This window comes from Pseudomonas sp. PvP027 (genome assembly GCF_017833005.1).
GTDB classification, from domain to species: Bacteria; Pseudomonadota; Gammaproteobacteria; order Pseudomonadales; family Pseudomonadaceae; genus Aquipseudomonas; species Aquipseudomonas congelans.
On the sequence record NZ_JAFIBK010000001.1, the window covers coordinates 44252 to 69255 of the forward strand.

General features: G+C 60.3%; 21 protein-coding genes and 2 pseudogenes. 3 read left to right on the top strand and 20 right to left on the bottom strand.

Translation table 11 applies throughout. The annotated features are described in order from the left end of the window. Window positions 1-11: 11 nt before the first annotated feature. Genes JOE33_RS00215 through arnB form a run of 8 tightly spaced genes read right to left on the bottom strand, consistent with a single transcriptional unit; the run spans window position 12 to window position 8835 of the window. On the bottom strand, window positions 12-1406 hold the full coding sequence (locus tag JOE33_RS00215) for a UDP-glucose/GDP-mannose dehydrogenase family protein (protein ID WP_010432798.1): 1395 nt from the start codon (window positions 1404-1406) through the stop codon (window positions 12-14). Beyond that, entirely contained in the window at window positions 1384-1788 is a 405-nt protein-coding gene (arnF, locus tag JOE33_RS00220) for a 4-amino-4-deoxy-L-arabinose-phosphoundecaprenol flippase subunit ArnF (protein ID WP_240009401.1), read from the bottom strand. Before arnF ends, JOE33_RS00215 begins: the two co-directional genes overlap by 23 nt. A gap of 26 nt (window positions 1789-1814) precedes the next feature. Beyond that, the gene (gene arnE, locus JOE33_RS00225) at window positions 1815-2159 is read right to left on the bottom strand and encodes a 4-amino-4-deoxy-L-arabinose-phosphoundecaprenol flippase subunit ArnE (RefSeq protein ID WP_096244034.1); all 345 of its coding nucleotides are present in this window, start codon (window positions 2157-2159) and stop codon (window positions 1815-1817) included. Further along, window positions 2156-3805, bottom strand: coding sequence for a lipid IV(A) 4-amino-4-deoxy-L-arabinosyltransferase (arnT, locus tag JOE33_RS00230; protein ID WP_163009579.1), 1650 nt, complete (start codon window positions 3803-3805; stop codon window positions 2156-2158). Before arnT ends, arnE begins: the two co-directional genes overlap by 4 nt. Continuing rightward, window positions 3805-4686 carry a 4-deoxy-4-formamido-L-arabinose-phosphoundecaprenol deformylase gene (gene arnD / locus JOE33_RS00235; RefSeq protein ID WP_187625767.1) on the bottom strand — a complete coding sequence of 294 codons (882 nt, stop codon included), beginning with the start codon at window positions 4684-4686 and terminating at the stop codon, window positions 3805-3807. The genes arnT and arnD overlap by 1 nt, the downstream gene beginning before the upstream one ends. Further along, entirely contained in the window at window positions 4686-6680 is a 1995-nt protein-coding gene (gene arnA / locus JOE33_RS00240) for a bifunctional UDP-4-amino-4-deoxy-L-arabinose formyltransferase/UDP-glucuronic acid oxidase ArnA (RefSeq protein WP_187625766.1), read from the bottom strand. The genes arnD and arnA overlap by 1 nt, the downstream gene beginning before the upstream one ends. Then, a complete protein-coding gene (gene arnC, locus JOE33_RS00245) occupies window positions 6677-7690 on the bottom strand; it encodes an undecaprenyl-phosphate 4-deoxy-4-formamido-L-arabinose transferase (protein ID WP_187625765.1) in 1014 nt (337 codons plus the stop codon). Before arnC ends, arnA begins: the two co-directional genes overlap by 4 nt. Continuing rightward, window positions 7687-8835 carry a UDP-4-amino-4-deoxy-L-arabinose aminotransferase gene (arnB, locus tag JOE33_RS00250; RefSeq protein ID WP_096101625.1) on the bottom strand — a complete coding sequence of 383 codons (1149 nt, stop codon included), beginning with the start codon at window positions 8833-8835 and terminating at the stop codon, window positions 7687-7689. Before arnB ends, arnC begins: the two co-directional genes overlap by 4 nt. A gap of 834 nt (window positions 8836-9669) precedes the next feature. Here arnB and JOE33_RS00255 point away from each other — a divergent pair. Both JOE33_RS00255 and JOE33_RS00260 read left to right on the top strand, forming a co-directional pair. Further along, the gene (locus JOE33_RS00255) at window positions 9670-10212 is read left to right on the top strand and encodes a DUF2946 family protein (RefSeq protein WP_338125258.1); all 543 of its coding nucleotides are present in this window, start codon (window positions 9670-9672) and stop codon (window positions 10210-10212) included. 108 nt (window positions 10213-10320) lie between these two features. Next, entirely contained in the window at window positions 10321-11715 is a 1395-nt protein-coding gene (locus tag JOE33_RS00260; protein ID WP_187625764.1) for a PepSY-associated TM helix domain-containing protein, read from the top strand. A 163-nt stretch (window positions 11716-11878) separates the two neighbouring features. Here the strand turns inward: JOE33_RS00260 and arcC are convergent, their stop codons facing one another. Together arcC and JOE33_RS00270 are read right to left on the bottom strand one after the other, a co-directional pair. Continuing rightward, entirely contained in the window at window positions 11879-12808 is a 930-nt protein-coding gene (gene arcC / locus JOE33_RS00265; protein WP_054994133.1) for a carbamate kinase, read from the bottom strand. Between the two features lie 94 nt (window positions 12809-12902). After that, window positions 12903-12974, bottom strand: a pseudogene (locus JOE33_RS00270) (ornithine carbamoyltransferase); the annotation flags it as partial. Here JOE33_RS00270 and JOE33_RS00275 point away from each other — a divergent pair. Then, window positions 12971-13720 (top strand): annotated as a pseudogene (locus JOE33_RS00275) (methyl-accepting chemotaxis protein); the annotation flags it as partial. The pseudogenes JOE33_RS00270 and JOE33_RS00275 sit on opposite strands and share 4 nt — an antisense overlap. A 61-nt stretch (window positions 13721-13781) precedes the next feature. Here the strand turns inward: JOE33_RS00275 and JOE33_RS00280 are convergent. From JOE33_RS00280 to JOE33_RS00325, 10 genes are all read right to left on the bottom strand, one after another. Next, window positions 13782-15377, bottom strand: coding sequence for a gamma-glutamyltransferase family protein (locus JOE33_RS00280; RefSeq protein ID WP_187625763.1), 1596 nt, complete (start codon window positions 15375-15377; stop codon window positions 13782-13784). Between the two features lie 31 nt (window positions 15378-15408). Continuing rightward, window positions 15409-16281 (bottom strand): ABC transporter permease, encoded by an 873-nt coding sequence (locus JOE33_RS00285; RefSeq protein ID WP_003410575.1) that lies wholly within the window; start codon window positions 16279-16281, stop codon window positions 15409-15411. Then, window positions 16281-17225, bottom strand: coding sequence for an ABC transporter permease (locus tag JOE33_RS00290; protein WP_054994130.1), 945 nt, complete (start codon window positions 17223-17225; stop codon window positions 16281-16283). Before JOE33_RS00290 ends, JOE33_RS00285 begins: the two co-directional genes overlap by 1 nt. Window positions 17226-17253: 28 nt before the next feature. After that, a complete protein-coding gene (locus JOE33_RS00295) occupies window positions 17254-18756 on the bottom strand; it encodes an ABC transporter substrate-binding protein (RefSeq protein WP_010436232.1) in 1503 nt (500 codons plus the stop codon). Continuing rightward, entirely contained in the window at window positions 18753-19886 is a 1134-nt protein-coding gene (locus JOE33_RS00300) for an oligopeptide/dipeptide ABC transporter ATP-binding protein (protein WP_096138962.1), read from the bottom strand. The genes JOE33_RS00295 and JOE33_RS00300 overlap by 4 nt, the downstream gene beginning before the upstream one ends. Further along, window positions 19883-20899: an ABC transporter ATP-binding protein gene (locus tag JOE33_RS00305; RefSeq protein ID WP_054994127.1), complete on the bottom strand. Its 1017-nt coding sequence runs from the start codon at window positions 20897-20899 to the stop codon at window positions 19883-19885. Before JOE33_RS00305 ends, JOE33_RS00300 begins: the two co-directional genes overlap by 4 nt. Beyond that, the gene (locus JOE33_RS00310; RefSeq protein ID WP_010436236.1) at window positions 20896-21633 is read right to left on the bottom strand and encodes an FCD domain-containing protein; all 738 of its coding nucleotides are present in this window, start codon (window positions 21631-21633) and stop codon (window positions 20896-20898) included. Before JOE33_RS00310 ends, JOE33_RS00305 begins: the two co-directional genes overlap by 4 nt. A gap of 289 nt (window positions 21634-21922) precedes the next feature. After that, a complete protein-coding gene (locus JOE33_RS00315) occupies window positions 21923-22285 on the bottom strand; it encodes a hypothetical protein (protein ID WP_096130145.1) in 363 nt (120 codons plus the stop codon). Then, on the bottom strand, window positions 22282-23646 hold the full coding sequence (locus tag JOE33_RS00320; RefSeq protein WP_187625762.1) for an acyclic terpene utilization AtuA family protein: 1365 nt from the start codon (window positions 23644-23646) through the stop codon (window positions 22282-22284). The genes JOE33_RS00315 and JOE33_RS00320 overlap by 4 nt, the downstream gene beginning before the upstream one ends. Further along, window positions 23647-24939: a citrate:proton symporter gene (locus tag JOE33_RS00325; protein WP_187625761.1), complete on the bottom strand. Its 1293-nt coding sequence runs from the start codon at window positions 24937-24939 to the stop codon at window positions 23647-23649. Window positions 24940-25004 lie beyond the last annotated feature (65 nt).

The window sequence follows — 25004 nt, forward strand, 5'->3', positions numbered from 1 at the left end:
GTACAGCGCCGTTATACAACCTGGCTGCTGACCAGCGGGTTATAGGCCGTCCACTGTTTTTGCGGGATCGGCAGGTCGCAAGATTCGCCACGCCCGATGGGGAAGTAGTGAAAACCGCGTTTTGCCAGTCGCTCGGTGTCGTACAGATTGCGTCCGTCGAAGATGACCGGCGCGTTAAGCCGTTGCTGGATCAACTCGAAATCCGGAGCTTTGAACTGTTGCCACTCGGTGCAGATGATCAATGCATCGGCCTCGTTGAGCGCGGACTCCGGCGTGCCCATGAGCATCAGATCCTTGCGATGGCCATAAATGCGCTGGGTTTCCTGCATGGCCTCGGGGTCGAACGCGCGCACGCTGGCTCCCGCGTCCCATAACGCTTCCATGAGTACGCGGCTCGGGGCATCGCGCATGTCGTCGGTGTTGGGTTTGAACGCCAGCCCCCACAGGGCAAAGGTCTTGCCGCGCAGGTCGCCCTGGTAGAACGCGTTGACCCGCTCGAACAATTTGTTCTTCTGCCGTTCGTTGATGGCCTCGACCACCGACAACAGATCGTTGGAGCAGTTGGCCTCCCGGGCGCTGTGTATCAACGCGCGTATGTCCTTGCCAAAGCACGAGCCGCCGTAACCGCAACCGGGGTAGATGAAGTCATAACCGATGCGTGAGTCGGCGCCGATGCCCAGCCGCACCGACTCGACATCTGCGCCCAGATGCTCGGCCAGTTCGGCGATCTGGTTGATGAAGCTGATCTTGGTTGCCAGCATGCAGTTGGCGGCGTACTTGGTCAGCTCGGCGCTGCGCAGGTCCATGAACATGATCCGGTCGTGATTGCGGTTGAACGGCGCATACAGCTCGCGCATGACGTTGCGCACCGCTTCATTTTCACAGCCGATAACGATACGGTCCGGGCGCCGGCAGTCTTTGACCGCCGAGCCTTCCTTGAGAAACTCCGGATTGGAGACGATATCGAACTGCAACAGCCGGCCCGCCTGACGCAGTGCCTTGTCGATATGGCTGCGCAAGGCGTCGCCACTGCCGACCGGCACGGTGGATTTCTCGACGATGATCAGCGGTTCGCGTCGGTGCCGGGCGATGGCTTCGCCCACCGCGAAAAAGCCGCTCAGGTCGGCCGAACCATCGGCACGGGAGGGCGTGCCGACCGCGATGAACAGGACCTCGGCATGTTCCACTGCCATCTGCTCGTCGGTGGTGAAACACAGACGCCCCTGGTCCAGATTTTCACGCACCAGATTGGCCAGTCCTGGCTCGTAGATATGCACCTGGCCCTGACACAACTGATCGATCTTGGCCTGGTCAATGTCCATGCAGACCACATCGTGGCCGACTTCGGCGAGCACGGTCGCTTGTACCAGGCCAACATATCCGCTACCGAAAACGCTGATTTTCATGGGAAAGATCCTGAGGTGATGGGCCGGAAATGCGCCGGAGGTTGATGGTCAAGACACCTGCCACGATCAGGGTGACACCCACAGTTTTCGATACCGTGAATGTCTCGTGGAAAAATGGCAGCGCTGCAGCGAGCGTATAAACCAGGGCGTAGCTGATACTGAGCAGCGAATAGGCACGGCTCAGGGGCAAAACCCGAAGGGCCAGCAGCCAGAAAAGCATGGAGAGCGCATAAGCGGTGATCGAGATGCAAACGACCATTACCGCACTGAGATCAAGCTGCGCATGATCCGGCAGGTGCAGCCATTGAACGGGCGAGGGCAGGCGGCTCATGCTCCAGCGCATGCCCAGTTGCGCCGCGCTGACCAATGCAACACTGGCCATGGCGCACAGGGTTGCCCGGCAGCGGGTCACGCCTGGTGCCCCAACTGAATGACACCGATAAGGATCAGCGCAATGCCCAGCCAGTGCTGTGCATCAACCGGTTCGTTGAACACATAGCGACCTGCCAGCGTGATCAGCACGACGTTAACACCCAGCATCGGATAGGCGATGCCGACGTCCAGGCGTTGCAACACCAACAGCCATACCAGCAGGCCGGACCCCAGGCAGGCCACCGCCAGCCACAGCCATATCGAGCACAGTGCTGCAAATGCACCGGGAAATGCGCCACGCCAGTCTTGTACCGCGTACTTCTGCGCGATCTGACCCAGGCACGTCAGCAGGCATGCACACGCCAGCATCAGCCAGATCACGATGCCGACTTCTCGTAAATGAGGATCGCCAGGTTGCCTTCGTCATAGCGTTGGCTATCCTTGGGAAGACGTTCGAGCTCTTGCAGTTCTTCATCGCTCTTGCCACGCATGATGACGCCGACGCGGCCTTCACTGCGGGCGTTCTTCATCCAGGCATCAATGTCGTGCAGGCGGACTTCACGACCCTGCACATCCGGATAGCCCAGGCCGTATTCCAGCTCGCCCCAGGTGTTGAACAGCGCAACATCAGGCCGTTTCAGGCGCCACGCCAAAGCCGAGGCTGCCCCCAGATCGTTGCTCAGCAGATGCGCACAGTCCGCCAGTTCGGCCTGGTGACTGACGACGAACGGGTCGGGAGTCTTGTTGTTGACCACCTCGTTCGGCAGTGCAGCGGGCAGCAAGGCGATCAGCAGCCAGCTGCCCAGCGCGGGCATGGCCCAGAAGGTCAGCGGGCGCAAGCCTTGCAGGGCGTTGGCGAGTGTCCATCCGAGAAGCAGGATGACCGCCAGTGACAAATGCGTGGGCTCGTTTTCGTACACCGGCTGCTTGAGTTGCAGGTACATCAATGCCAGAAGCACGACAAAAGTGACGGTCGCATTCAGTATTCCGTTCGCGCGCAACGCTGTGCTGTGACCTTGATCGAGGCGTTCGACCAGCGTGTTGGCCATCAGCAGCGCCAACGGCAGCAGACACGGGAGTATGTAGGTCGGCAATTTGCCTCTGCTCAGACTCAGAAACGCCAGCGGCAGCAGCAGCCACAGCAGCAGAAAGGTACTGTCAGGGTGGCTTTTTTGTTGCCATGCCTGTTTCAGGGTTACCGGTAGCAGCAGTGCCCACGGCACACAGGCCGCCACCAGCAGCGGCAGATAGAACCACCAGGGTTGGGCATGTTGCGCGTTGTCCCCGGCAAAGCGGCGAATATGCTCGTGCCAGAAGAAGTAACGCCAGTAGTCGGGCTCTTGCTGGTGGATCGCCAGCGCCCACGGCAAGCACAGGGCGATGGCAATCACTACCGCGAGCGGGCCGAATCTGAACAGTTCGGCCAGGCGTCTCTGCCACAGCATGTAGGGCAGAGCGATGACGACGGGCAGTGCCCAGGCGAGAAAGCCCTTGGTCATGAACCCCATCCCGCAGGCCACACCGACTACCGTCCATGCCGCCAGACGTGCGCGGCCGACGCTGTGCACGGCGTACCAGAAAGCGACCAGTGTCAGGTTGGTCCAGAGGGTGAATTGCGGATCGAGATTGGCGTAACCGGCCTGGCCCGCGACGAACCCGAAGCTCATGAGCAGCAAGGCGCTGGCGAACTGCTTGCGCGGGTCGTTCCAGATCTTGCCGGCTAGCAGATAGGCCAGCAGCACGCTCAAGCCGCTAGCCAGTGCCGAAACAACGCGCACGCCGAACAGGTTCTCGCCAAAGACCTGCTGCCCGAGTGCAATCAGCCAGTAACCGGCAGCCGGTTTTTCGAAGTAACGCAGCCCCATGAAGTGCGGCGCGATCCAGTTGCCGCTGTGGAGCATTTCCTGGCTGATCTGCGCATAGCGGGTTTCATCGGGAATCCACAGACCGTGAAACCCCAGCGGCAGCAGATAAGCCAGCACGAACGCCAATAACAGCAGCGCAAGATGACTTTGCCTGACCTGCATCACTGCTGCACCCCCAGCCAGCCATCGCGGCCGGGCAGGTGGCCGCGAACGATATGCCCGGAAGGCAACCGTTCGATGGCATCCGGTAGCAGATGACCCAACGGCGCAAAGTGGATTCCTTGGGTATTGGCCCGCTTTAACAGTTGCCTGAAACCTTCGGCCATGATGATCCCTTCCACTTCGGAGTGAAGGGTGTAGACATTGAGCCGTCGTGCGGAAAAGCGGCCGAGAATGTAGTCGTTGAACGCATCCGCCTGCAGGTGCGGGCCGATTATTTCATCGAAGGTCGGTAGGTCCACCGGAATCTGAGCGGTACCGAGGCTGCCGTCGGCCAGCAACGGGCGAAACAGGCTGGCGCCACGGCAGTCACTGTTGTAACGAAAGCCAAACGCTTCTTTGGCCTGCACGACTCGCTGGTCGGCGCGCCAGCCTGCCGCTGCGGAGCAGACCACCGGATGGCCGAGAATGTCGCTCAGGCAATCGACTCCACGGTGTATCTGGGCGGTCAACTGCCTGTCGCTCCAGTGTCCGGCATTGGCTTGCCAGCCATGATGATCCCAGGCATGCAGGCCGATTTCGTGACCTGCATCTAGCGCGCGACGCATCAGCGGGCCGAGGTCGCGGCCGATCGGTTTGCCCGGCCATGCGGTGCCGGCCAGTAGAATATCCCATCCATACAGGCTTGCTGCCCTGGAACGCAGCATCTTCCAGAAGAACGTCGGCCTTACCAGGCGCCACAGATGGCGCCCCATGTTGTCGGGACCGACACTGAAAAAGAAGGTCGCTTTGACCTGCGCTTCGTCGAGTATGTCCAGCAGCCTTGGCACGCCCTCACGCGTGCCCCGGTAAGTGTCGACATCAATTCTCAAGCCTGCCTGCATCAGCACTGATCCGCTTTTTCAGCCATGGCTTCGCGCAGGAAGAAATCCAGGGTTTTGCTGATGGTTTCGCTCAGCTCGATACCCGGCGTCCAGCCAATCAGCTTTCTGGCGTTGTCGATGCTTGGCTTGCGGTGACTGACATCCTGATAGCCCTTGCCATAGAAGGACTGGCTTTCGACTTCACGAAAGCCGGCGAAGGGCGGGAAATGGCCGCGTAACGGATGGGCTTCGAACTGGCGAAGCAGCTCTTCACCCAATTGACGGATGCTGGCTTCATTGTCGGGGTTGCCGATGTTGATGATCTGGCCGTTACAACGCCCATCGCGGTTTTCGATGATCCGTGCCAGCGCCTCGATGCCGTCGGCGACATCGGTGAAACAGCGCTTCTGGGCGCCGCCGTCCACCAGGCGAATGGGCGTGCCTTCGACCAGGTGCAGGATCAGTTGGGTGATGGCCCGCGAACTGCCGATGCGCGCCGAATCCAGGCGGTCCAGACGCGGTCCCATCCAGTTGAACGGGCGAAACAGGGTGAATTGCAGGCCTTTCTGGCCATAGGCCCAAATCACCCGGTCCAGCAGTTGCTTGGACACCGAGTAGATCCAGCGCTGCTTGTTGATCGGGCCAACGATCAGGTTCGAGGTGTCCTCGTTGAAGTTGGCGTCCTGGCACATACCATAGACTTCGGACGTGGACGGGAAAATCACGCGCTTGTTGTACTTCACACAGTAGCGGACGATCTTCAGGTTCTCTTCGAAGTCCAGCTCGAAAACCCGCAGTGGATTGCGCGTGTATTCAATCGGCGTGGCGATGGCCACCAGCGGCAGCACAACGTCGCATTTCTTGATCTGGTATTCGATCCACTCGGTATGGATGCTGATGTCACCTTCGATGAAATGAAAGTTCGGCTTGGCACGCAGGCGCTCGATAGCGTCCGAGCCGATATCCATGCCGTAGATTTCGTAACGATCATCCTGCAACAGACGCTCTGACAGGTGATTGCCGATGAAACCGTTGACGCCGAGGATCAACACACGGGTACGACGGACCGCCCGGCGCTTTGCCTTATCGAGCAGTTGCGAGCCTGCGACCAGCCCGAACTCGCGCGCCAGTTGCGCGCCACTGAGGTACAAGCCGTTGTCACCGCGCTGCCCTGCGGTGATGACCAGCGAACCCTCGCCGCAGGCAATACACAATGGCTCGTGGCTGATGACCGTACCGGGTGCTTCTCCATTGCTGCTCGTGTCCACGCTGGCAGCCCAGACGATCAGCTTGTTGTCGCCAACCGGGCAAAACGCGCCAGGGTAGGGCTGTGTTACCGCGCGGATCAGGTTGTAGAGCTGGCTGGCCGGCAACGACCAGTCAATCAAACCGTCGGCCGGGGTGCGTCGACCGAAATACGTCGCACGGGATTCATCCTGGGGCGTACCTGGCAGTTGCCCCTGCGCCGCCAGCAGGGGAAGTGTTTCGCAAAGCAGGTCAGCGGCGGCGTCACGCAATTTGCCGTGCAGCGTCAAGGCGGTATCGGTGGCACTGATCGCAACCCGCTGCTGGGCGACTATCGGCCCGGCATCGGCGCGTTTGACCATTTGATGCAGGGTGACGCCGGTTTCGCTTTCGCCGTTGACCAGCACCCAGTTGGCCGGCGCGCGTCCGCGATAACGCGGTAGCAGCGAGCCATGCAGGTTGAGCGCAGCTTTTTTCGCGCAGGCCAGCAACGAATCGCCGAGTAGCTGGCGATAGTAGAAGGAGAAAATGAAGTCCGGGGCCAGTTTGCCGATTCGCTCCACCCACAGCGGATGATTCGGGTCCTCGGGGGCATGCACCGCAATGCCGTGCCGGGCGCACATCTGGGCCACAGAGCCAAAAAAGGTTTTTTCCCCGGGGTCGTCGGCATGGGTGAACACCGCCGCAATCTCATAGCCGGCATCCAGCAACGCTTGCAGGCCGACACAGCCAATATCGTGATACGCGAAAACGACAGCTTTAGTGCTCATGGCGCGACCTTGTTCATATAGGGAGTTACAGAGGAATCAATGCTGTCGGTGGCAACCCGGGACGAGCTGCGCACGATCTTTTCGATAAAGAAGCGCGGACGCGCACGCACATCGCTGTACATCCGGCCCAGGTACTCACCCAGCAGCCCCATGCCGATGAACTGGCCTCCGGTGAACACGAACAGCACGGCAAACAGTACGAAAGTGCCGTCCCCGGCCCATGAAGCGCCGAAGATCAGGCGCAGCACGATCAGCAGCGCCGCGAACGAGACACCGAGCAATGCCATGCTGAAACCGATAATGCTGAGCAGGCGCAGGGGCGTGGTGGTCATGCAGGTGATCAGGTCGAACATGAGGTTGATCAAGCGCATCGGGCTGTATTTGGAGTCGCCGTGCTCGCGTTCGGCGTGGTCGACCAGCACCTCGGTGGTGTGTCGCGCAAAGCTGTTCGCCAGAATCGGAATGAACGTGCTGCGCTCCCGGCAGGCGAGCATGGCGTCGACAATCGTGCGTCGGTACGCGCGCAACATGCAGCCGTAATCGTTCATGGCCACGCCGGTGGAGCGCTGCACGGCCAGGTTGATGAGTTTCGATGGCCAGCGTCGCCAGGCGGAGTCCTGACGATTTCTGCGCACCGTGCCGACGACGTCGTACCCCTGTTCAGCGAGCTTCACCAGGCGAGGGATTTCCTCGGGTGGATTCTGCAGGTCGGCATCGAGCGTGATGACCACGTCGCCCTGGCACTGCTCGAATCCGGCCATGATGGCGGCGTGCTGACCGTAGTTTCGATTCAGGATCACCGCGACGAAAGGGCTGTCGTCGCGCTCGGCAGCCCGTTGGAGAATGTCTGCCGAGTCGTCGCGGCTGCCATCGTCGACCAGCACGATTTCGAAGCGGTGGTCGAGCTGTTCGCAGGCCGCTTCAGTGCGACGCAACAACTCTGGCAGGCTTTGTCGTTCGTTGTAGACGGGGATGACGATCGACACGAACTTGATCGGATACGGTTTCACTGGCTGGATTCCACGGTCGATTCAATGGCACCGACAACCCGCTCGACATCATCGAGGGTCATGTCGGGGAACAGGGGGATGGAGCAAAGCCTTGATGAATTCCATTCCGTGTCGGGCAGGCAGACGTCGGGGAAACGCTTGCGGTAATAGCTGTGCAGGTGAGTCGCGATGAAGTGGATGCCGGTGCCGATGTTTCGCGCTTGCAAGGCCTTCATGAAGGCGTCGCGATCCAGCCCGCAGCGCTCGGGATCGATGCGCAGAATGAACAGGTGCCAGGCGTGTTGCTGGGCATGGCGAGGCAGGGCGAGAGGCAGAACGGGGCTATTGGCCAGTCGTTCGAGGTAATGGCTGGCGAGTGCCTGGCGCTGCGCATTGATGGCGTCAAGGCGCTGCAACTGTACCCGCGCAATGCTCGCGTTGATGTCGGCCAGGTTGTATTTGAAGCCAGGCTCCATGACCTCGGCCTGTGGCTTGCGGCCCAGGGTCAGGCGGTCGTAGGCATCGACACCCAGGCCATGGAATTTAAGCTGACGCACCCGGTCAGCCAGCCGTGCATTGTCGGTGACCAGCATCGCGCCTTCGGCACAGGTCATGTTTTTGATCGCGTGAAACGAAAAGATCGCAGTGCCCTGCTGGCCGACCGGGCGTCTCTGGTAACCGGTGCCGGCGGCATGCGCAGCGTCTTCGATCACGGTGATGCCGTGCCGGTTGGCCAGCGCATACAGCGGGTCGAGATCGAATGCAGCGCCTGCGTAATGCACAGGAACTATGGCCTTGGTCCGCGGAGTAATGGCTTGCTCAATCAGCGCGGCGCTGGTCATCAGGGTGTCGCGGTCGACATCGACAAACACCGGAGTGGCCCCCAGCAGGCAGATCATGTTGGCCGTCGACACCCAGGTTTGCGAGGGTGTAATCACTTCATCGCCAGGCCCGATACCCAGCGCCAGCAGTGCAACGTGCATTGCCCCCGTGGCCGAGGAAAGTGCAACCGCATGCTGCGCGCCGACCCGCGCGGCGAACTCCTCCTCCAGCTTCTGACATTCCGGTCCGGTGGTGATCCATCCGGAACGCAGCACACGCGTCACCGCAGCAATTTCTTCATCGCCAATGGACGGCCGAGAAAAAGCAAGAAAAGTTTGACTCATCTACAGAGACTCTCCGATTGACGCAGCAGGGCCGAACATAAAACAGTCACACGACGAGTGTGCAAACATGGGGTGAAAGTCAGTGCCGTGAACTTAGGCGTTCAAATATGAAAATAATGTCTGCACGCCGTTGCTTTTTTGTATCGCCTGGCAGGCTTTCGAATCATAGAGTAGGGTCAAATCCAAACGGACGACAATGCCGTTATGCGTCCATGTAGAATTATTAATCTGTCGTTCAGGTTTCATCGAACGCGTCATGAATAGACAGCTTTAGTTCAGCTTGCTCATGATAATCATGGACAGTTAAAGCGGATGAAGCGTGTTGCAGTTGCAGGATTTTTTAATGAAGTTTTTATGACCGTAAAATAGGTTTCGCCTGTTGGGTAAGGTCGAGCCTGGCGCTGTGAAGTTACTTGCAGCCCGGTTTTATTTGCGTAGCCGCACTTTTCTCGGTTCTCTGAGGAACAGGTTGCGTGTGCGCTTAAACTTTCGCTCGGGAGGAAATGACTGCGCGAGTGCTATCAAGTGATATATATAACCAAGCGATACGATCGGCAGTGGGGGCGGAAAGCAAGTTTGCCGATAAGGGCCAGCCTGGTGCAGGCCATCATCACGGTGTGAGTGTGGGAGTTATAAAGTCGAGGCCGTTCAGTGCAGACGTGCTGGTTATTATGAGGTATTCAAGGTTTACTGTATGTAATTTTATTTCCACTGGCTTGTTCCTGTAGGGAGCGGGTGCAGGCGAAAATATGTAACGGGAGGTTTTAAAATTTCTGTCTGCGCGGCTGCAATTGCCAGGTTCATTTGCTGCAGCAACGCCGGGAGCCATGCGCTGTGCGCTTGGCTTTTGCGAACACATGGCGTGTTCGGATCACCCATGTCACCCCGGTTATCGACCCTACGAAGGCTGCGGACCTGCACACCCCGTTCTGTCTAGTTCCGGCCAGAGATGTTAAATTAGCCGCCATGAACTTTTCCCGAACCCATTGCTCGCCCATTGCCTGGATACTGTACGCAGTTGTCCTGTTCAATGGTCTTGCGTGCAGCATCGGTCACGGCCAGATGATGGCAGCTTTTGCCGGTACTGCAGTGGCTTCGGTTACCCATCCCGGCCATGGGATGTCAGACATGCATGCCGGGCATCACACGATGCACATGGCCATGCACGACTCGTCCAAAAAGATGGACATGTCAGGCAGCATGAAGGCGCAGTCGGGAGACTGTTCGTTTGCCGGAACACTGACGCTGGCGATGATTTTCTTCGTGGCGCTGGGCTGGCTGATCCGTATCCGCCGCACTCGTTTTGTGTTGCCCGACCTCTGGCTCGGCAACCTGCCAAGGTACACCCTCCCGGGACTCAATCCACAGGCCCCTTAGTGCCCATCGTGGATGTGTGAGTATCGCTCGCACGAACAACCGATATTGCCTTTACAGCCTGCCGGAAGGTCATTCCGGCGGGGCGCGTTCATACGTTGGTGAGTCCCTATGTCTGCATCATTTTCAAGCCCGGAGCCACGGCCGTCCGGGGCATTTGTCGCCTTTCTGAAAAGGCTCCATTTTTACATCGGCGTATTCGTCGGTCCGTTCATGCTGGTCGCGGCCTTGAGTGGCGTCGTCTACGCACTGACCCCGCAGATCGAAGATTCGCTCTATGCGCACGCGCTGCACACAGACAGCCGTGGCCCCGCCATGAGCTTGCAGGCTCAGATCCAGCGCGCGCAGGCATCGGCAGGTCCGGGCCTGAGCGTTGCCGCAGTGCGCCCGGCACCCCGGGAAGGGGATACCACTCGGGTGATGTTCAGCGATCCGGGCTTTGGCCCGTCGGAGCATCGAGCGCTGTTCGTGGACCCGGTGAGTGGCGAAATTCGCGGAGACATGAAGGTCTACGGCACCAGCGGCGTATTACCGTTGCGCACCTGGATCGATCAGTTTCACCGGGGCCTTCTGCTGGGCGATGTCGGCAGGATCTACAGCGAGTTGGCAGCCTCATGGCTGTGGGTGGCTGCACTCGGCGGTCTGGTGCTGTGGGCAGTCCGCCGTCGTCGGCAGAGTCGTGAACGCGGCAATGTGCGCCGCTGGCATGCAACTACCGGCGTATGGCTGTTGCTGGGGCTGCTGTTCTTCTCGGCCACCGGTTTGACGTGGTCACAATACGCTGGCGATAACATCGGCGTATTGCGCGCCTACTACGGCTGGTCAACACCAAGTGTGGCCACTGCACTGGGCAAGTCGGCGGCGATGCCAATGTCTATGCCCATGGACGAGCACGCCGAGCATCATATGCACATGGCGCCGACGAAACAGGCGTCCGAGCTGGACCCTGCCTTGTTCGACAGTGTTCTGGCCAGAGCGCGCGCCGAGCATATCGATGCTGCCAAGGTTGAAATCAAGCCATCCGCGAGCAATGACAAGGCTTGGGTCGTCAGTGAGATAGATCGCAGCTGGCCGACGCAAGTGGATGCTGTGTCGATTAACCCGCAAACACTGGACGTGGTCGATCACGTCAGGTTTTCAGAGTATTCGTTGCCCGCCAAGCTCACCCGCTGGGGCATCGATGCGCACATGGGTGTGTTGTTTGGTCTGGCCAATCAATTGGTGCTGGTGGTGTTCGCCAGTGGCCTGGCTGCCATGGTCGTCATGGGTTATGTGATGTGGTGGCGACGTCGTCCAATGCTTTCTCAGCCGCGCAATCCGCAGGCAACGCTGTCGAGTCTCTGGCGCTCGTTGAATCCGGGCGCGAAATGGACGTTGACCCTGGCTGCCCTGTTGACTGGCTTTGCGCTGCCTGTACTGGGCGTGAGTCTGCTGGGCTTTATCGTTCTGGATGCGTTATTGGGCTATCGTCGAGCCGCGAGACCTTTGGTCGAAGGCAAGGTGTAACCCCAGGGTGCGCGGGTGATGCGTCACAGGTACCAGGTCGGAGCATGGCTGAGTCTGTTCGCCATGCTGATGATCTTCGCCGGTTCCCTGATCAGTCATGGGATCAGTCAGGGGATCAACCTTGTCCACGGCAAAGCCAGCCGATGCAAATGGCTGGCATGGACTACCGGTAGTTAATACCGGGATGCCCGGTACTGATGCGCGTACCCGCGAGCCCCTGGACGATCGCTTCAATATCGGCAAGTGACCCGATAGCCGCGACTTTTCCAGTATGGCGGGCGAATTCGCAGGCAGCCTGAACCTTGGGTCCCATGGAGCCTGCGGCAAACCCCAATTTTTCCATTTCGTCAGGGTGTGCCTGACCGATTGCTTTCTGGGTCGATTTGCCGAAATCAACGTAGGCCGCATCGACGTCAGTGGCAATCAGCAGCAAATCACTTTCGAGTTCTTCAGCCAGCATTGCCGAACATAGATCCTTGTCGATGACTGCTTCGACACCCGCCAGTTTGCCTGGCGCGGTATAAATGGTCGGGATGCCACCACCGCCAGCGCAGATCACGATGCAGCCTTTCTCGAGCAGCCATTTGACAGGGCGAATTTCAAAGATGCGTTTAGGTCGTGGACTGGCCACTACGCGTCGGTATTTATCACCATCCGGAGCGATGGCCCAGCCCTTTTCGGCAGCCAGTCGTTCAGCTTCGGCCCGGGTGTATACAGGGCCGACAGGTTTGCTTGGTTTTTTGAAGGCCGGATCCGCCGGATCTACTTCAACCTGCGTGAGCAAGGTAGCGAAGGGCACCTCGAAGTCCAGCAGGTTGCCCAGTTCCTGTTCGATCATATAGCCGATCATGCCCTCCGTTTCGGCACCCAGTACGTCGAGCGGATACGGCGAAACAGGTGTGTAGGCTGCCGCTTGCAGAGACAGCAAACCTACCTGCGGTCCGTTGCCGTGTGCGATGACCAGTTGATTACCCGGATATATCCTGGCGATTTGTTCAGCAGCGACTCGGATATTGGTACGCTGGTTGTCAGCCGTCATGGGTTGGCCACGGCGAAGCAGGGCGTTGCCGCCCAGGGCTACGACAATACGCATAGTACAGTCCTGTAGGAGTTCGAAAGCCACTGCAGCACCGGCATCAAACGTGCGCTGCAGTTAGGCAGTCTGGTTGCAGAAAGAAGGCTGGCGCTTAAATATCGGCCAGTGCCGAGACCAGAATGGCCTTGATGGTATGCATGCGGTTTTCTGCCTGCTCGAACGCGAATTACCGGCAGTTCCGAGCAGGTTACGGACCTCAGCCAGTCGCTGTCGGACGGTGCAGCAAACTCTGCATCCTCGATCACTGAGATCAGCGCGGTCATGACGCAAATGGCCGCTCAAACGTCGGACAACGCGGTCAACGCCAAAAAAGCCGATGAACAATCGCAGGCTTCACGAGCTGACGCCGGAGAAAGCGACAAGCTGATGACTGAGCTTATTTCCGCGATGACGGAAATCGATAACTCAGGTAAAGACATCACCGCGATAATCACCACCATCGACAATATTGCAGCACAGACCAACCTTCTGGCGCTGAACGCGGCGATAGAAGCGGCGAGAGCAGGGGAGCTTGGGCGTGGTTTTGCAGTGGTGGCTGACGAGGTACGGTCTCTGGCGGCACGCAGCGCGGAGGCAGCCAAGCAGACAGCAACACTGATTGCCGACTCATCTACCAAAACGCAGCGCGGGATGATCATTGCCGGCAGAACGGCTGAATCACTGAAAAATATCGTGAGTGGAACCAGTGCAGTCTCAAGCCTGGTCTCCCTGATCTATCAGGCATCCAGTGAGCAGGCTTCTGGCCTGCAGCAGGCGAGCCTCGGGCTTGAACAGATTGATGAAGTGACGCAACAAAATCAGTCCAATTCCCGAGACTGTGCAGCTTCCGCAAAAGACCTGTCGGTGAGGGCGTCTCTCATGCAGCGCGAGTTGAGTCGCTTTAAAGTAAAAAAGACACCTCTACTGTGAACGGACTCACTCACTCTGCACGATCGGTCGCCGCCTGATAAGCGTTAGAGGTCTGCTTAACTTAATAAGCAGCGACCGTTCCGTCCTTCCTCGGATCAGTTCCGCCCACATACCCATGCGCGGTGCGCTGAATAATCTGCGCACCGCCGAAGGCAAACACGCCGCTCGGCTCTTCGACATCAATGTCGTGACCCTTGGCACGCAGTGCTTTCACCACTTCCGGGTCAAATGCACGCTCCACGGCGACTTTCAGGCCGGATTCGATCCTCCAGCGCGGTGCGTCGGCAGCGGCTTGCGGGTTCTGTTTGTAGCGCAGGATGCGCATCATCATCTGCAAATGACCCTGCGCCTGCATCGGGCCGCCCATCAAACCGAAGGACATCAGCGGCGTGCCGTCGGCATTCATGACAAAACCGGGGATGATGGTGTGGAACGGGCGCTTGCGCGGCGCGACGTAATTGACGTGCTGCGGATCCAGCGAGAAGCCCGCGCCACGGTTCTGCATGCTGATGCCCGTGCCAGGGACAACCACACCCGAACCGAAGCCCATGTAGTTGGACTGGATGAACGAGATCATCATGCCGCTTTCATCCGCTGCCGACAGGTACACCGTGCCGCCCGGTTTTGGCGAGCCGTGCCCGGGATTGGCGGCCTGATCGGTGATCAACCCTGCGCGCTCCGTCAGGTAAGCGTGGCCCAGCAAGTCGGCTGAGGGCACGCGCATGTGCTCGCTGTCCGCAACATGTTCGTCGAGGTCGGCCAGGGCCAGTTTCATTGCTTCCAGCACCGGATGAACCGTCTCAAGGCTGTCCACCGGGTGTTCGCCGACGCCCAGCGCTTCGAGCATGGTCAGGCCGGCGAGGGTGGCAATGCCCTGGCCATTTGGCGGGAGTTCATGCACCACAGCGCCCGCGTATGGCACCGACAGGGTGTCGATCCAGTCCACGGTGTGCGACGCCAGGTCGTCGAGACTCATCACGCTGCCATTGGCGTTGGCATGGGCGATGATTGTTTGCGCCAGTTCGCCGCGATAGAACGCTTCGCCTTTGGTCTGCGCGATCAGTTCCAGCGTGCGGGCGTAATCCTTGAGCCGGATTTTTTCTCCGGCCATAGGGGCCTTACCGTTCGGCATGAAGCACTCAGCGAAGCCCGGTTGGTCCTTGAGCAGATGCGCGCCGCGTTTCCACAACTCGGCGATTATCGGCGTGACCTGATAGCCGTCGCGGGCGTAGCCGATCGCCGGTTCGGCCAGGGTCGCGAAGGGCAGTTTGCCGTAGCGCGCTGACAGCTCCACCCAGGCCGACACCGCACCCGGCACGCTGACTGCAGGCCAGCCGCGCTGCGGCATCTGGCTCTGGCCTTCGAAGTGTTCCGGTGTCCAGGCTTGTGGCGCGCGGCCGGAAGCGTTCAAGCCTTGCAGCTTGCTACCGTCCCAGACAATGGCAAAGGCATCGCTGCCGATTCCGCAGCCGGTGGGCTCGACCACGGTCAGCACCATGGCCGCGGCGATGGCGGCGTCGACCGCATTGCCGCCACGGCGCAGCATGTCCAGCCCGGCCTGAGCGGCCAATGGCTGGGAGCAGGCGACCATGTTGTTGCCCATCACCGGCGAGCGGGCCGACGCGTACGGTTGGTTGTAATCAAGATCATCGAACATAAGCGTTTCTCTTTGACAGAAGGCGAAAGGTTTAGCCCTTGGGGTCCAGCGCATCGCGCAGGCCGTCACCCAGCAGGTTGAAACACAGGACCGTGATGTAGATCGCCACGCCAGGCGCAATCGACATCCACGGAGCCTGCTCCATGAAATTCTTCGCCGTATTGAGCATCGAGCCCCAGGACGGCGACGGTGGTTGCTGGCCCAGGCCGAGGAACGACAGGCTGGCTTCAGCCAGAATCGCCGAGGCGATGGTCAGCGTTGCCTGCACTACCAGCGGCGACATCACGTTGGGCAGCACGTAACGCAGGATGATCCAGCGATCCGGCAGACCGATGGCACGGGCACCTTCAAGGTAATCCTCGTGCTTGATCGACAGCACCTGGCCGCGTGTCAATCGGGCAAAGATCGGCATCGCGGATAAACCGATGGCGATCATCGCGTTGGTCAGGCTGGGGCCGAGAAAGGCGCCCAAAGCGATGGCCAGCACCAGAAACGGGCAGGACAGCAGCGCTTCCATGACCTGCGAAATGATCATGTCCAGCTTGCCACCGAAGTACCCGGCCAGCAGGCCCAGCGGCACGCCGATGAACATGGCGATGGCCACCGAAACACCACCGGCCAGCAGCGAGCTGCGGGCGCCATACAGCAAGCGCGAGAACAGATCGCGGCCCAGTTCGTCGGTGCCCATCCAGTAGATCAATGAGGGGGCCTTGCGTACGGCGAGGAAGTTGGCTTTGAGCGGATCATGAGGCGCAATCCAGGGCGCCAGAACGGCCGCCAGGACAAACAGCAACAACACCGCCGCGCCAAGCACCGCGCCTTTGTTGGCAAGGAATTTTTTCAGAAAGGGCGAGCGACTGCGGGGCAGGATCGCGCTGTGCGAGAGGCTGGCAATAGCGGTCATCAGGCAGTCCTCAGACGTGGGTTGATCAGGCGATAGAGCACGTCGGCCAGCAGGTTCAACATCAGGAAGCCAATTGCGACGCACAACACCACGCCTTGCACCACGGCGTAGTCACGGTTGAACACGGCGTCGACGATCATCTTGCCGAACCCCGGAATGCTGAACACTTGCTCGGTCAACACCGCACCGCCGAGCAACTCGCCGAACAGCAATGTTGTGAGGGTGATGATCGGCATCAACGCGTTGCGCAATGCGTGCTTGAGAATCACCGTGCGGGGGAACAATCCCTTGGCCCGGGCTGTGCGGACATAGTCAGCGCGCAGCACTTCCAGCATGGCGCTGCGGGTGTGGCGCATGAGAATTCCCGAAAGCCCTGCACCCAATACGAAGGCCGGCAGGATCAGGGTCTTCAGGTTTTGCCCGAAGTCCTCACCCATCGGCACAAAGCCGGAGGCGGGCAGCCACTGCAGTTTCACCGCAAAGACCATGATCAGCAGAATGCCCAGCCAGAAGTGCGGAATGGAAATCCCCGACAGCGCCACCACGTTGGCCCCGTAATCCACCGCAGTGCCTTTGCGCACCGCCGAAATGATCCCGGTGGGTATGCCGATCAACAGCGCAATCAGTAGGGCCAGTATGGCCAGCTCAATGGTCACCGGCAGTTTCGACGCCAGCAGCGTGGTCACCGGTTGTTCGGTGCGCAGCGATGTGCCCAGGTCGCCGGTCAGCACGTTGCCGACCCAGTTCAGGTACTGCAGCGGGATCGGGTCATCGAGCCGGTACTTGTCGCGCAGGTATTCCATGACCGCCGGATCGCGTTCTTCCCCGGCCATGGCCAGCACCGGGTCACCCGGCAGCAGCTTCTGCAGGGTGAAGACGAACAGCGAAACCAGAATCAGCGTCGGGATCGAGCTGAGCAGGCGTCGCAGGATGAACATCAGCATACCGGAACCTCGCAGGTGCGCCCGTCAGTCATGGCTTGAACGCGACATTGTTCAGACGAATCAGACCGTCCGGGTTAGGGACGAAACCGGTCACGTTGTTACGCATGGCAATGATTCGCGGGTCGAAATACAGGTAAGCGGTCGGTACTTCATCGGCCAGCAAGCGCAGCGCGTCGTTGTACAGTGCCTGGCGTTGTGCAACGTCGTTCACGGTGCGCGCCTTGTTGAGCAGTTCGTCGAGCCTGGCGTTGCAGTACTTGCCGTCGTTCTGGCCGCCTTTGCAGGTTACGAACTGATGGATATCGCCATCCGGATCAGGACGGCCCGACCAGGCGCTCATGCCGATCTGGAAGTTTCCGCTCGCCTGTTCGCTGAGCATCGTCGCGTATTCAGTGGCAATCAGGTTGACCTTGAAGCCCGCTTCTTCAGCCATGGCCTGAATGATCTGCCCGACCTGTTGCGCGATAGGGTTGTTGGCCACTTTCAGGTCCACCGCCAACGGCAGTTTCACGCCGGCCTGAGCCAGCAGCGCCTTGCTTTTCTCGACATCGCGAGCCGGGATCGGCAGGTCCTTGTCGTAATACGGGCTGTTTTTCGGGAACGGCTGAGCGCTTGGCGCGTACAGGCCCTCGAACACCACCTGGTTGATGGCGTCGCGGTCGATGGACAGCTCAAACGCTTTGCGTACGCGCTTGTCCTTGCCCATCGGCGAGTTGGCTTTTTCCCCGTTACCGATGTTGAACATCAGCTGCATGTAGCCCAGCCCGGGAGTGTTGTAGATCGCCAGCTTGCTGTCGCCCTTGACGGTTTTCACATCGGTTGGCGCAACACGCTCGATGATGTCCAGGTCGCCGGAGCGCAGGTTGGCCAGGCGCACCGAGGTGTCCGGAATCGGCAGGAATACGACTTTGTCGAAGTGATACGCCTGTTTATTCCAGTAATTGCCAAAACGCTCCAGCACGATTCGATCCTGCTGCACGCGCTGGACAAATTTGTAAGGGCCGGAGCAGACCGGGTTGGAGGCGAACTCGCCCTGCGCAGCTTTTGGCGCGAGCATCATCCCGGCGCGGTCCGACAGTTGCGAAACCAGCGTGGCGTCGGCTTGCTTGAGCTTGATGGCGACGGTTTTTGCGTCGATCACCTCGACGCTATCCACCGAGGCCAGCTCGCTTTTGCGCAGCGAGTCGGGGAGGGTGCGGGCGCGGTCGAGGTTGAACTTCACCGAGGCAGCATCAAAAGGTTCGCCATCGTGGTACGTCACGCCTTCGCGCAGCGTCATGGTCAGGGTTTTACCGTCTTCGCTCCAGTTCCAGGCGGTGGCCAGTTGTGGCGAGTAGGTCAGATCCGGATTCACGTCCACCAGTTTGTCGCACAGCGCGGTGTACACCAGGCGACCGGAGTAGGTGCGCGAACGATGCGGATCAAGCACATCTGGGTCGTCCTGGATGCCGATGCGCAACGTCGATTCGGCAAAGGCAGCGTTGGCGGCCAGCAATAACAAGGTTCCTGTTACGACGCGTGCGATTTTCATGGCTGGCTCTCCACTGCAAGGGATTGATGGTGCTTGAACAGATTCAGGCGCTGCGTGTAGGCAGCGCTGGGTGTCGGAAGGATCAGCGTGGCGCTGCCTGCGTTGGCGATTTCACGCCAGAAGTGGCAGGCGACCTGGCGTTCGGCCTCGACTGTTTCCATGACCGGCGCAGCGTCCTTGCACAGCGCACGGGCGTGTGGGCAACGGGTATGAAAGCGGCAGCCCGAAGGCGGGCGGCTGGGGCTGGGCATGTCGCCGCCGAGTAGTGGGCGCGGCTGGCGCAGGTCAGGGTGGCTGACCGGCACGGCGGCCATCAGCGCCTGGGTATAAGGGTGCAAAGGGTTTTCGAACAGCGCGTCGACCGGCGCCAGTTCGACGATTTCACCCAGGTACATCACCGCCACGCGGTCGCTCATGTGGCGAATCACGGCCAGACCATGGGCAACAATCACCAGGGTCAGGCCGAATTGATGCTTGAGGTCTTCGAGCAGGTTGACCACTTGCGCCTGCACCGAAACGTCCAGCGCCGAGACCGGCTCGTCACCGAGGATCAAGCGTGGCTCGGAAGCCAGTGCACGGGCAATGCCGATGCGCTGGCGCTGACCGCCGGAGAACTCATGGGGATGCCGACCTCCGTGCTCTGGAGCCAGACCTACTGTACGCAACAACTCGGCCACTCTGGCCTGACGGTCGCTGCGGCTGGCCTGGCTGTGCAGCCAGATCGGTTCGCCAACGATGGATTCCACGGTCATGCGTGGATTCAGCGAGGCGAACGGGTCCTGAAAGATGATCTGCAAATCACGGCGTACCTGACGCAGCTTTTCCGGCGTCAGGTTGGCCAGGTTGCGGCCCTCGTAAATCACGTCACCCGCAGTCGGTTGCAGCAGGTTGAGCAGCAGGCGGCCAAGGGTGGATTTACCCGAGCCGGACTCGCCTACTAATGCCAGCGTCTCACCCTTGCGGACTGACAGGTTGACCTCATTGACGGCCTGTACCGGCGGCTTCTTCGGCTGTAAAAGACCGCTTTCCACGGCGAAGTGCTTGCTCAGGCCGATGCCTTCCAGAATGGGTTTCTGCGCGTTGCTGTCGGGGCTGACGCGCCCGGCGGTGTCTGGTTTGGAAAGATTCACGCACTGACTCCCACATGCTGTTCCAAAGGCGCACGAATGCACGCGGCGAAGTGTCCGGGAGACAACTCAAGCAGCGGCGGGCGTTCGTCTCTGCATTGCTGGATCACAAACGGGCAGCGCCCGGCGAAACGGCAACCGCCGGGCATTTCCGCCGGCGTCGGTACCCGGCCGTTAATCGTTGCCAGGCGGCCTTCACGAGGACCGATAGAGGGCATCGAGCCCATCAGGCCGATGGTGTATGGATGCTGCGGATCGTCGAACAGGGTTTTCACCGGGCCGCTCTCCACGACGCGTCCGGCGTACATGACCATGACGTCATCGGCGACTTCGGCGACTACGCCCAGATCGTGGGTGATCAGAATCATCGCTGTGCCGGTCTCGGTCTGCAGGTTGGCGATCAGCGAGAGAATTTGCGCCTGAATGGTGACGTCCAGCGCCGTAGTCGGTTCGTCCGCGATGATCAGCGCCGGGTCATTGGCCAGTGCCATGGCAATCATGGCCCGTTGACGCATGCCACCGGAGAGTTCATGCGGGTAGGCGTCCAGCCGCTGGCGAGCGTCCGGCACCCGGACCTTTTCCAGCATGTCCAGAGCCCGCTGGCGGGCAGCCTTGTCGGAAAGGCCCTGATGACGCATCACACTTTCAGCGATCTGCTCGCCGATGGTGAAGACCGGATTGAGAGAGGTCATCGGCTCCTGAAAGATCATCGCCATGCGGTTACCGCGCACATCCAGCAGGCGCTCTTCGGACATGCCCAGCAAGGCTTCATCGATCAGCAGCGAATCGCTCGCGCCGACCCTGGCCGTTGACGGCAACAGGCCCATCAGGCCCATTGAGGTCACGCTCTTGCCACAACCGGACTCGCCGACGATGGCCAGGGTCTTGCCGCGTTTGACGGAAAACGACACGCCGTCGACAACATTGGCGGGCGCACCGGCAAAGCGCACGGTCAGGTCGCTGATGCTGAGCACCGTGCCGTCGCCGTTTTCTGTGAGGTGGGCATTGGCGCTCATAGGCTGGCCTCCAGGTCTTGGTTGATGACGGTGTTCAGGGCCTGTTGCAGTGCACGCAAATGGCCGCGCATGGCCGTGGCGGCCTTGATCGGATCGCGGCTTTCAATGGCGCTGACGATGTCGTCGTGATCGTGGCTGTACGTGTCGAGGCGGTCGGCATTGCGCGCCCGATGACGCAAATCGCGCCAGGCGGGGTCGAGGCGGATCGCGTCGAGCATTTCGAAGATGTCCAGCATCAGCCGATTGCCCGCTGCTTCGGCAATGGCGCGGTGCAGGGCGCTGTCCCACAGCTCGATGCCCTCGGCATCGCTCTGCTCGGCGACCTGCTGGCGAGTGGTGCGCTCGGCAAGGCGGCGCAGAATCGCCATCTGCTCACCATTGGCCCGTACCGCTGCCAGTGAGGCAAGCGCTGGCTCCAGGTGCAGACGCGCCTCCATGACCTCGGTGAAATTGGTCCGGCCGGAGAGCCGCGCGAAGCTCATGGCGGCACTAGGGGGCGTAGGTCCGACAAAGGTCCCTTTACCTTGCCGGCGCCAGACCTGGCCTTCGGCTTCCAGCACCGACAGGGCGCGACGAACTGCGCGTCGGCTAAGTCCGAAATCGGCCGCCAGATCCCGCTCGGTAGGCAGTGCCCGCTGGGGGAAGGCAGCATGCTGGGCAACGATCTGGCGCAACGCATCCAGCGCCAGTTTCGAAGCGTTGTCGATGGGAATGTCAGGGTCGAACCTTTGCATCGTGGTACTCGCACCAGACCGAAAAAAGAGGCCCTGAGCTGCCCGCAGGCAGGGGTTCAAGGCAAAGGGGCTGGTGCAAGAGCGATGCCAATGAAAATTGGTTCGCTCAATTTTGTCCGGCAAGATGGCCAGCGGCTGCCGCGGATCAAGACTGGCGGGCCAATGTTCAAAGGTCCGTCTGGTTGGTCCGCGGCACGGAGAGGGGATTGGTTCGCCGGTGGGTGAACCAATTTTTCAGCGGGTACGGATTTGTTGCATCAATGCGTGCAGGGTGCGCCAAAGTGCGCCGCTAGATTGCCGACCGGAGTGTCGAATCGGGTGAAGCGGCTCGCCATTCCAGGTCCAGATCGAGCAGGGCGGCCCCCAGAGCCTTGCCGTGGGCATCGAGCGCCAGTGACCGCGTGACTCCGCCACGCAGAATGCCGGGCAGGACGAAGTTGAGCGCGCCTACACGTGGCAGTTCGTAGCGCCGTACCGGTGGTCCGTTCAGGTCCAGCAGTTCGGCGAAGTGTTCAGTAACCCGTTCCACCGTGAGCAGCTCAGCCAGACGTGGATAATCGTCGATGTGAAAGGCAACGATGGAGATATTCGAGACGTCACCCTTATCGCCGGTACGCGTGTGCGCGATGTCCCGCAGTTTGGTGGTGTTCATGCCAGATCCTCCAGGTGCACGTGCAGGTTGACTTGGTCCCTGGGCACAAACAGTGACGCCACCGCGACGATCTGGCGGACGGACTTGCTCGCACCGCCGCCTCCGTACGGGCCGTTGGTGTAGAGGGTTTCCACTTCATTGCCGACGCGTACCGCATCGCTTTTGTCCACGCAACGCGCGGCGACCCGAAGACGTACCTCCCAGGGCTCGCCCTCGGCGCGCGTGCCCAGGTGACTTCCATGCAAGGCGTTAACGCCGATCAGTTCGGCTCGAATGTCCTCGCATGCCACGCCGGTCAGGGCCAGGCGTTTGAGCACGATGTCCTTCGCCAACTGTCCGCGAGCCAGCGCGCCGGGGCCGCCGTAGGACATTTGTCCTTCGCCGATCCAGCCATCGAGAAAACCTACTGACACCTTCAACGTCTCGGGACGTGCATGTCCGTCCGCCCCCTGAACGCGTACTTCGTCTCTCGCGATGGATTCGAAGGCAGCATGGGTGAAATCCGCGCTGACATCGGGCGTCAGGTAGGCGGCAGGGTCGTGCACTTCGTACAGCATTTGCTCGGTGCAGGTGGCGGTATCAATGCGGCCACCGGAGCCCGCCACTTTGCTGATGACAGCGTTGCCTGCCGCATCTATTTCGGCCAGCGGGAAGCCCAGGCGGTCGAGGTCCGGGACGTCTTTAAAGCCCGGGTCCGCGAAATAGCCGCCGCTGACCTGGCCGGCGCATTCGAGCAAATGCCCGACCAGCGTTCCGCGGCCCAGCAATGCCCAGTCGTCCTCGGCCCAGCCGAACTCGAATATTTGCGGTGCGAGAAACAGTGAAGGATCAGCGACCCTTCCGGTAACGATCACGTCAGCATCGGCACGCAAAGCCTGGATGATTCCTTCCGCGCCCAGGTAGGCATTGGCCGAAATGAGTCTGTCGCCGAGGGATCGCAGAGACCTGCCGTTGTCGAGGATTTGATCGGGCTGCTGCAGCAGGGCTGAGAGCACGTCATCGCCTGTCAGCGCTGCGACTTTCAAGCCGGTCAGGCCAAGCTCAGCCGCTATCCGGCGTATTTCGCTAGCAGCGCCAAGCGGATTTGCAGCTCCCATGTTGGTGATGATTCGCAAGCGGCGTCGCGTGCCGTCAGCGCCTTTGCCTACAAAGGGCAAGACCCGGCGCATGCGCTCGCTCAGCAATGGATCGTAGCCAGCCGCCGGATCTACCAGCCGCGACTGCTGTGCCAGCGCAATGGTACGTTCTGCGAGGCATTCGAATACCAGGTAATCCAGTTGCCCATGCTCGGCCAGCTCGATCGCCGGCTCGATGCGGTCGCCGGAATAACCGGCACCTGAACCAATCCGTATTGTTTTCATTCAGAAAACTCCTATGACCATAGCGGTCAGGGTCATGATGACCGAGGCCGCAAACAGGAAAGGGATAGTGAAGCGCTGGTGGTCGGCCAGCTCGATCTTGCACAGGCCGACCAGCAGAAAGGTCGCTGGCGTCAACGGGCTGACCGGGAATCCGGTGGTATGTACGCCAAGCAGCGACGCTTGAGCGACCTGCATCGGGTCAACGCCGAGCGCTTTGCCGACCTCGGCGACCACGGGCATGATGCCGAAGTAGAAGGAGTCCGGATCGAAAAGCAGGCTCAAGGGCATGGATAGAAAGCCTACGACGACCGGGATCAGCTTGCCGTGCCCGGCCGGAATCTGGCCCACGGCCACTTCGGCCATTGCCTTCAGCATCCCGGTGCCTTGCATGATTCCCGTGAACACCCCGGCAGCCAGCAGAATACTGGCCATGGTCAGCGCCGTTTTCGCGTGAGCGTCGATACGCGCCCGCTGTGCGTCCACGGCAGGGTAGTTGATGCACAACGCAATCACGGTGCCGAGCATGAACATCACCACCGGGTCTACAACCCCCGCGATCATCACGCCCATCACCAACAGCGTCAGCAGCAGGTTGACCCAAAACAACCGAGGCTTGCGCAGCTCACGCTCGGCATCGCTGAGCACGCGTTGGTGGGGTTTTACATCAAGGTTGTCGGGGCCCAGACCCAGGCGTCGCTCTTCGCGCCGTCCGAGGAAAAACGCGCAGGTGAAGACGAAGATCAGTCCGACGATCTGCACCGGAATGAGCGGCTGAAACAGATCCGAAACCGGTACGTGAAGGGCGGCGGAGGAGCGCAGCACCGGGCCCGTCCAGGGCAGGAAGTTGACACCCGCAGCCATCGCCGTCACGCACGCCAGTATGCGTTTATCCATGCCAAGCCGTGTATATAACGGCAGCATTGCGGGAATGGTCACGAGAAAGGTCACTGCACCGGAGCCGTCCAGATGCACCAACAGCGCCAGCAGTGCGGTGCCCATGACGATGCGGGTTGGCCGTGTACCGACCCGTTTGAGGATGCGGTCTATGATCGGATCGAGCATGCCGGCATCCGTCATGATGCCGAAGAAGAGGATGGCAAAGACAAACATCCCGACTACGGGCGCAACATTCTTGATGCCTGTAATGATGAAGCCACTGGTTTGCAGACCAAAACCAGCGAGGAGGGCGGCGATGATCGGAAGGGCGATCAATGCAACCAGGGGAGATATGCGTTTGCTCATAATGCTGACGAGCATGGCAAGGATGGTTATCACACCAACTGTGGCGAGCATAGGCTGATCCTCTTTGGCATCCCTGTGCGCGGTAGCGACGAGACACCCTATTGTTGTTTTGCAAG

Coding starts and splice junctions, on each gene's coding strand:
- arnD (WP_187625767.1), bottom strand. CDS start 4,686: ATGCAGGCAGGCTTGAGAATTGATGTCGACACTTACCGGGGCACGCGT.
- JOE33_RS00320 (WP_187625762.1), bottom strand. CDS start 23,646: ATGAAAACAATACGGATTGGTTCAGGTGCCGGTTATTCCGGCGACCGC.
- JOE33_RS00280 (WP_187625763.1), bottom strand. CDS start 15,377: ATGTTCGATGATCTTGATTACAACCAACCGTACGCGTCGGCCCGCTCG.
- JOE33_RS00305 (WP_054994127.1), bottom strand. CDS start 20,899: ATGAGCGCCAATGCCCACCTCACAGAAAACGGCGACGGCACGGTGCTC.
- JOE33_RS00310 (WP_010436236.1), bottom strand. CDS start 21,633: ATGCAAAGGTTCGACCCTGACATTCCCATCGACAACGCTTCGAAACTG.
- JOE33_RS00215 (WP_010432798.1), bottom strand. CDS start 1,406: ATGAAAATCAGCGTTTTCGGTAGCGGATATGTTGGCCTGGTACAAGCG.
- JOE33_RS00325 (WP_187625761.1), bottom strand. CDS start 24,939: ATGCTCGCCACAGTTGGTGTGATAACCATCCTTGCCATGCTCGTCAGC.
- arnA (WP_187625766.1), bottom strand. CDS start 6,680: ATGAGCACTAAAGCTGTCGTTTTCGCGTATCACGATATTGGCTGTGTC.
- JOE33_RS00290 (WP_054994130.1), bottom strand. CDS start 17,225: ATGCTGATGTTCATCCTGCGACGCCTGCTCAGCTCGATCCCGACGCTG.
- arnB (WP_096101625.1), bottom strand. CDS start 8,835: ATGAGTCAAACTTTTCTTGCTTTTTCTCGGCCGTCCATTGGCGATGAA.
- JOE33_RS00295 (WP_010436232.1), bottom strand. CDS start 18,756: ATGAAAATCGCACGCGTCGTAACAGGAACCTTGTTATTGCTGGCCGCC.
- JOE33_RS00285 (WP_003410575.1), bottom strand. CDS start 16,281: ATGACCGCTATTGCCAGCCTCTCGCACAGCGCGATCCTGCCCCGCAGT.
- JOE33_RS00260 (WP_187625764.1), top strand. CDS start 10,321: ATGTCTGCATCATTTTCAAGCCCGGAGCCACGGCCGTCCGGGGCATTT.
- arcC (WP_054994133.1), bottom strand. CDS start 12,808: ATGCGTATTGTCGTAGCCCTGGGCGGCAACGCCCTGCTTCGCCGTGGC.
- arnT (WP_163009579.1), bottom strand. CDS start 3,805: ATGCAGGTCAGGCAAAGTCATCTTGCGCTGCTGTTATTGGCGTTCGTG.
- JOE33_RS00315 (WP_096130145.1), bottom strand. CDS start 22,285: ATGAACACCACCAAACTGCGGGACATCGCGCACACGCGTACCGGCGAT.
- arnF (WP_240009401.1), bottom strand. CDS start 1,788: ATGGCCAGTGTTGCATTGGTCAGCGCGGCGCAACTGGGCATGCGCTGG.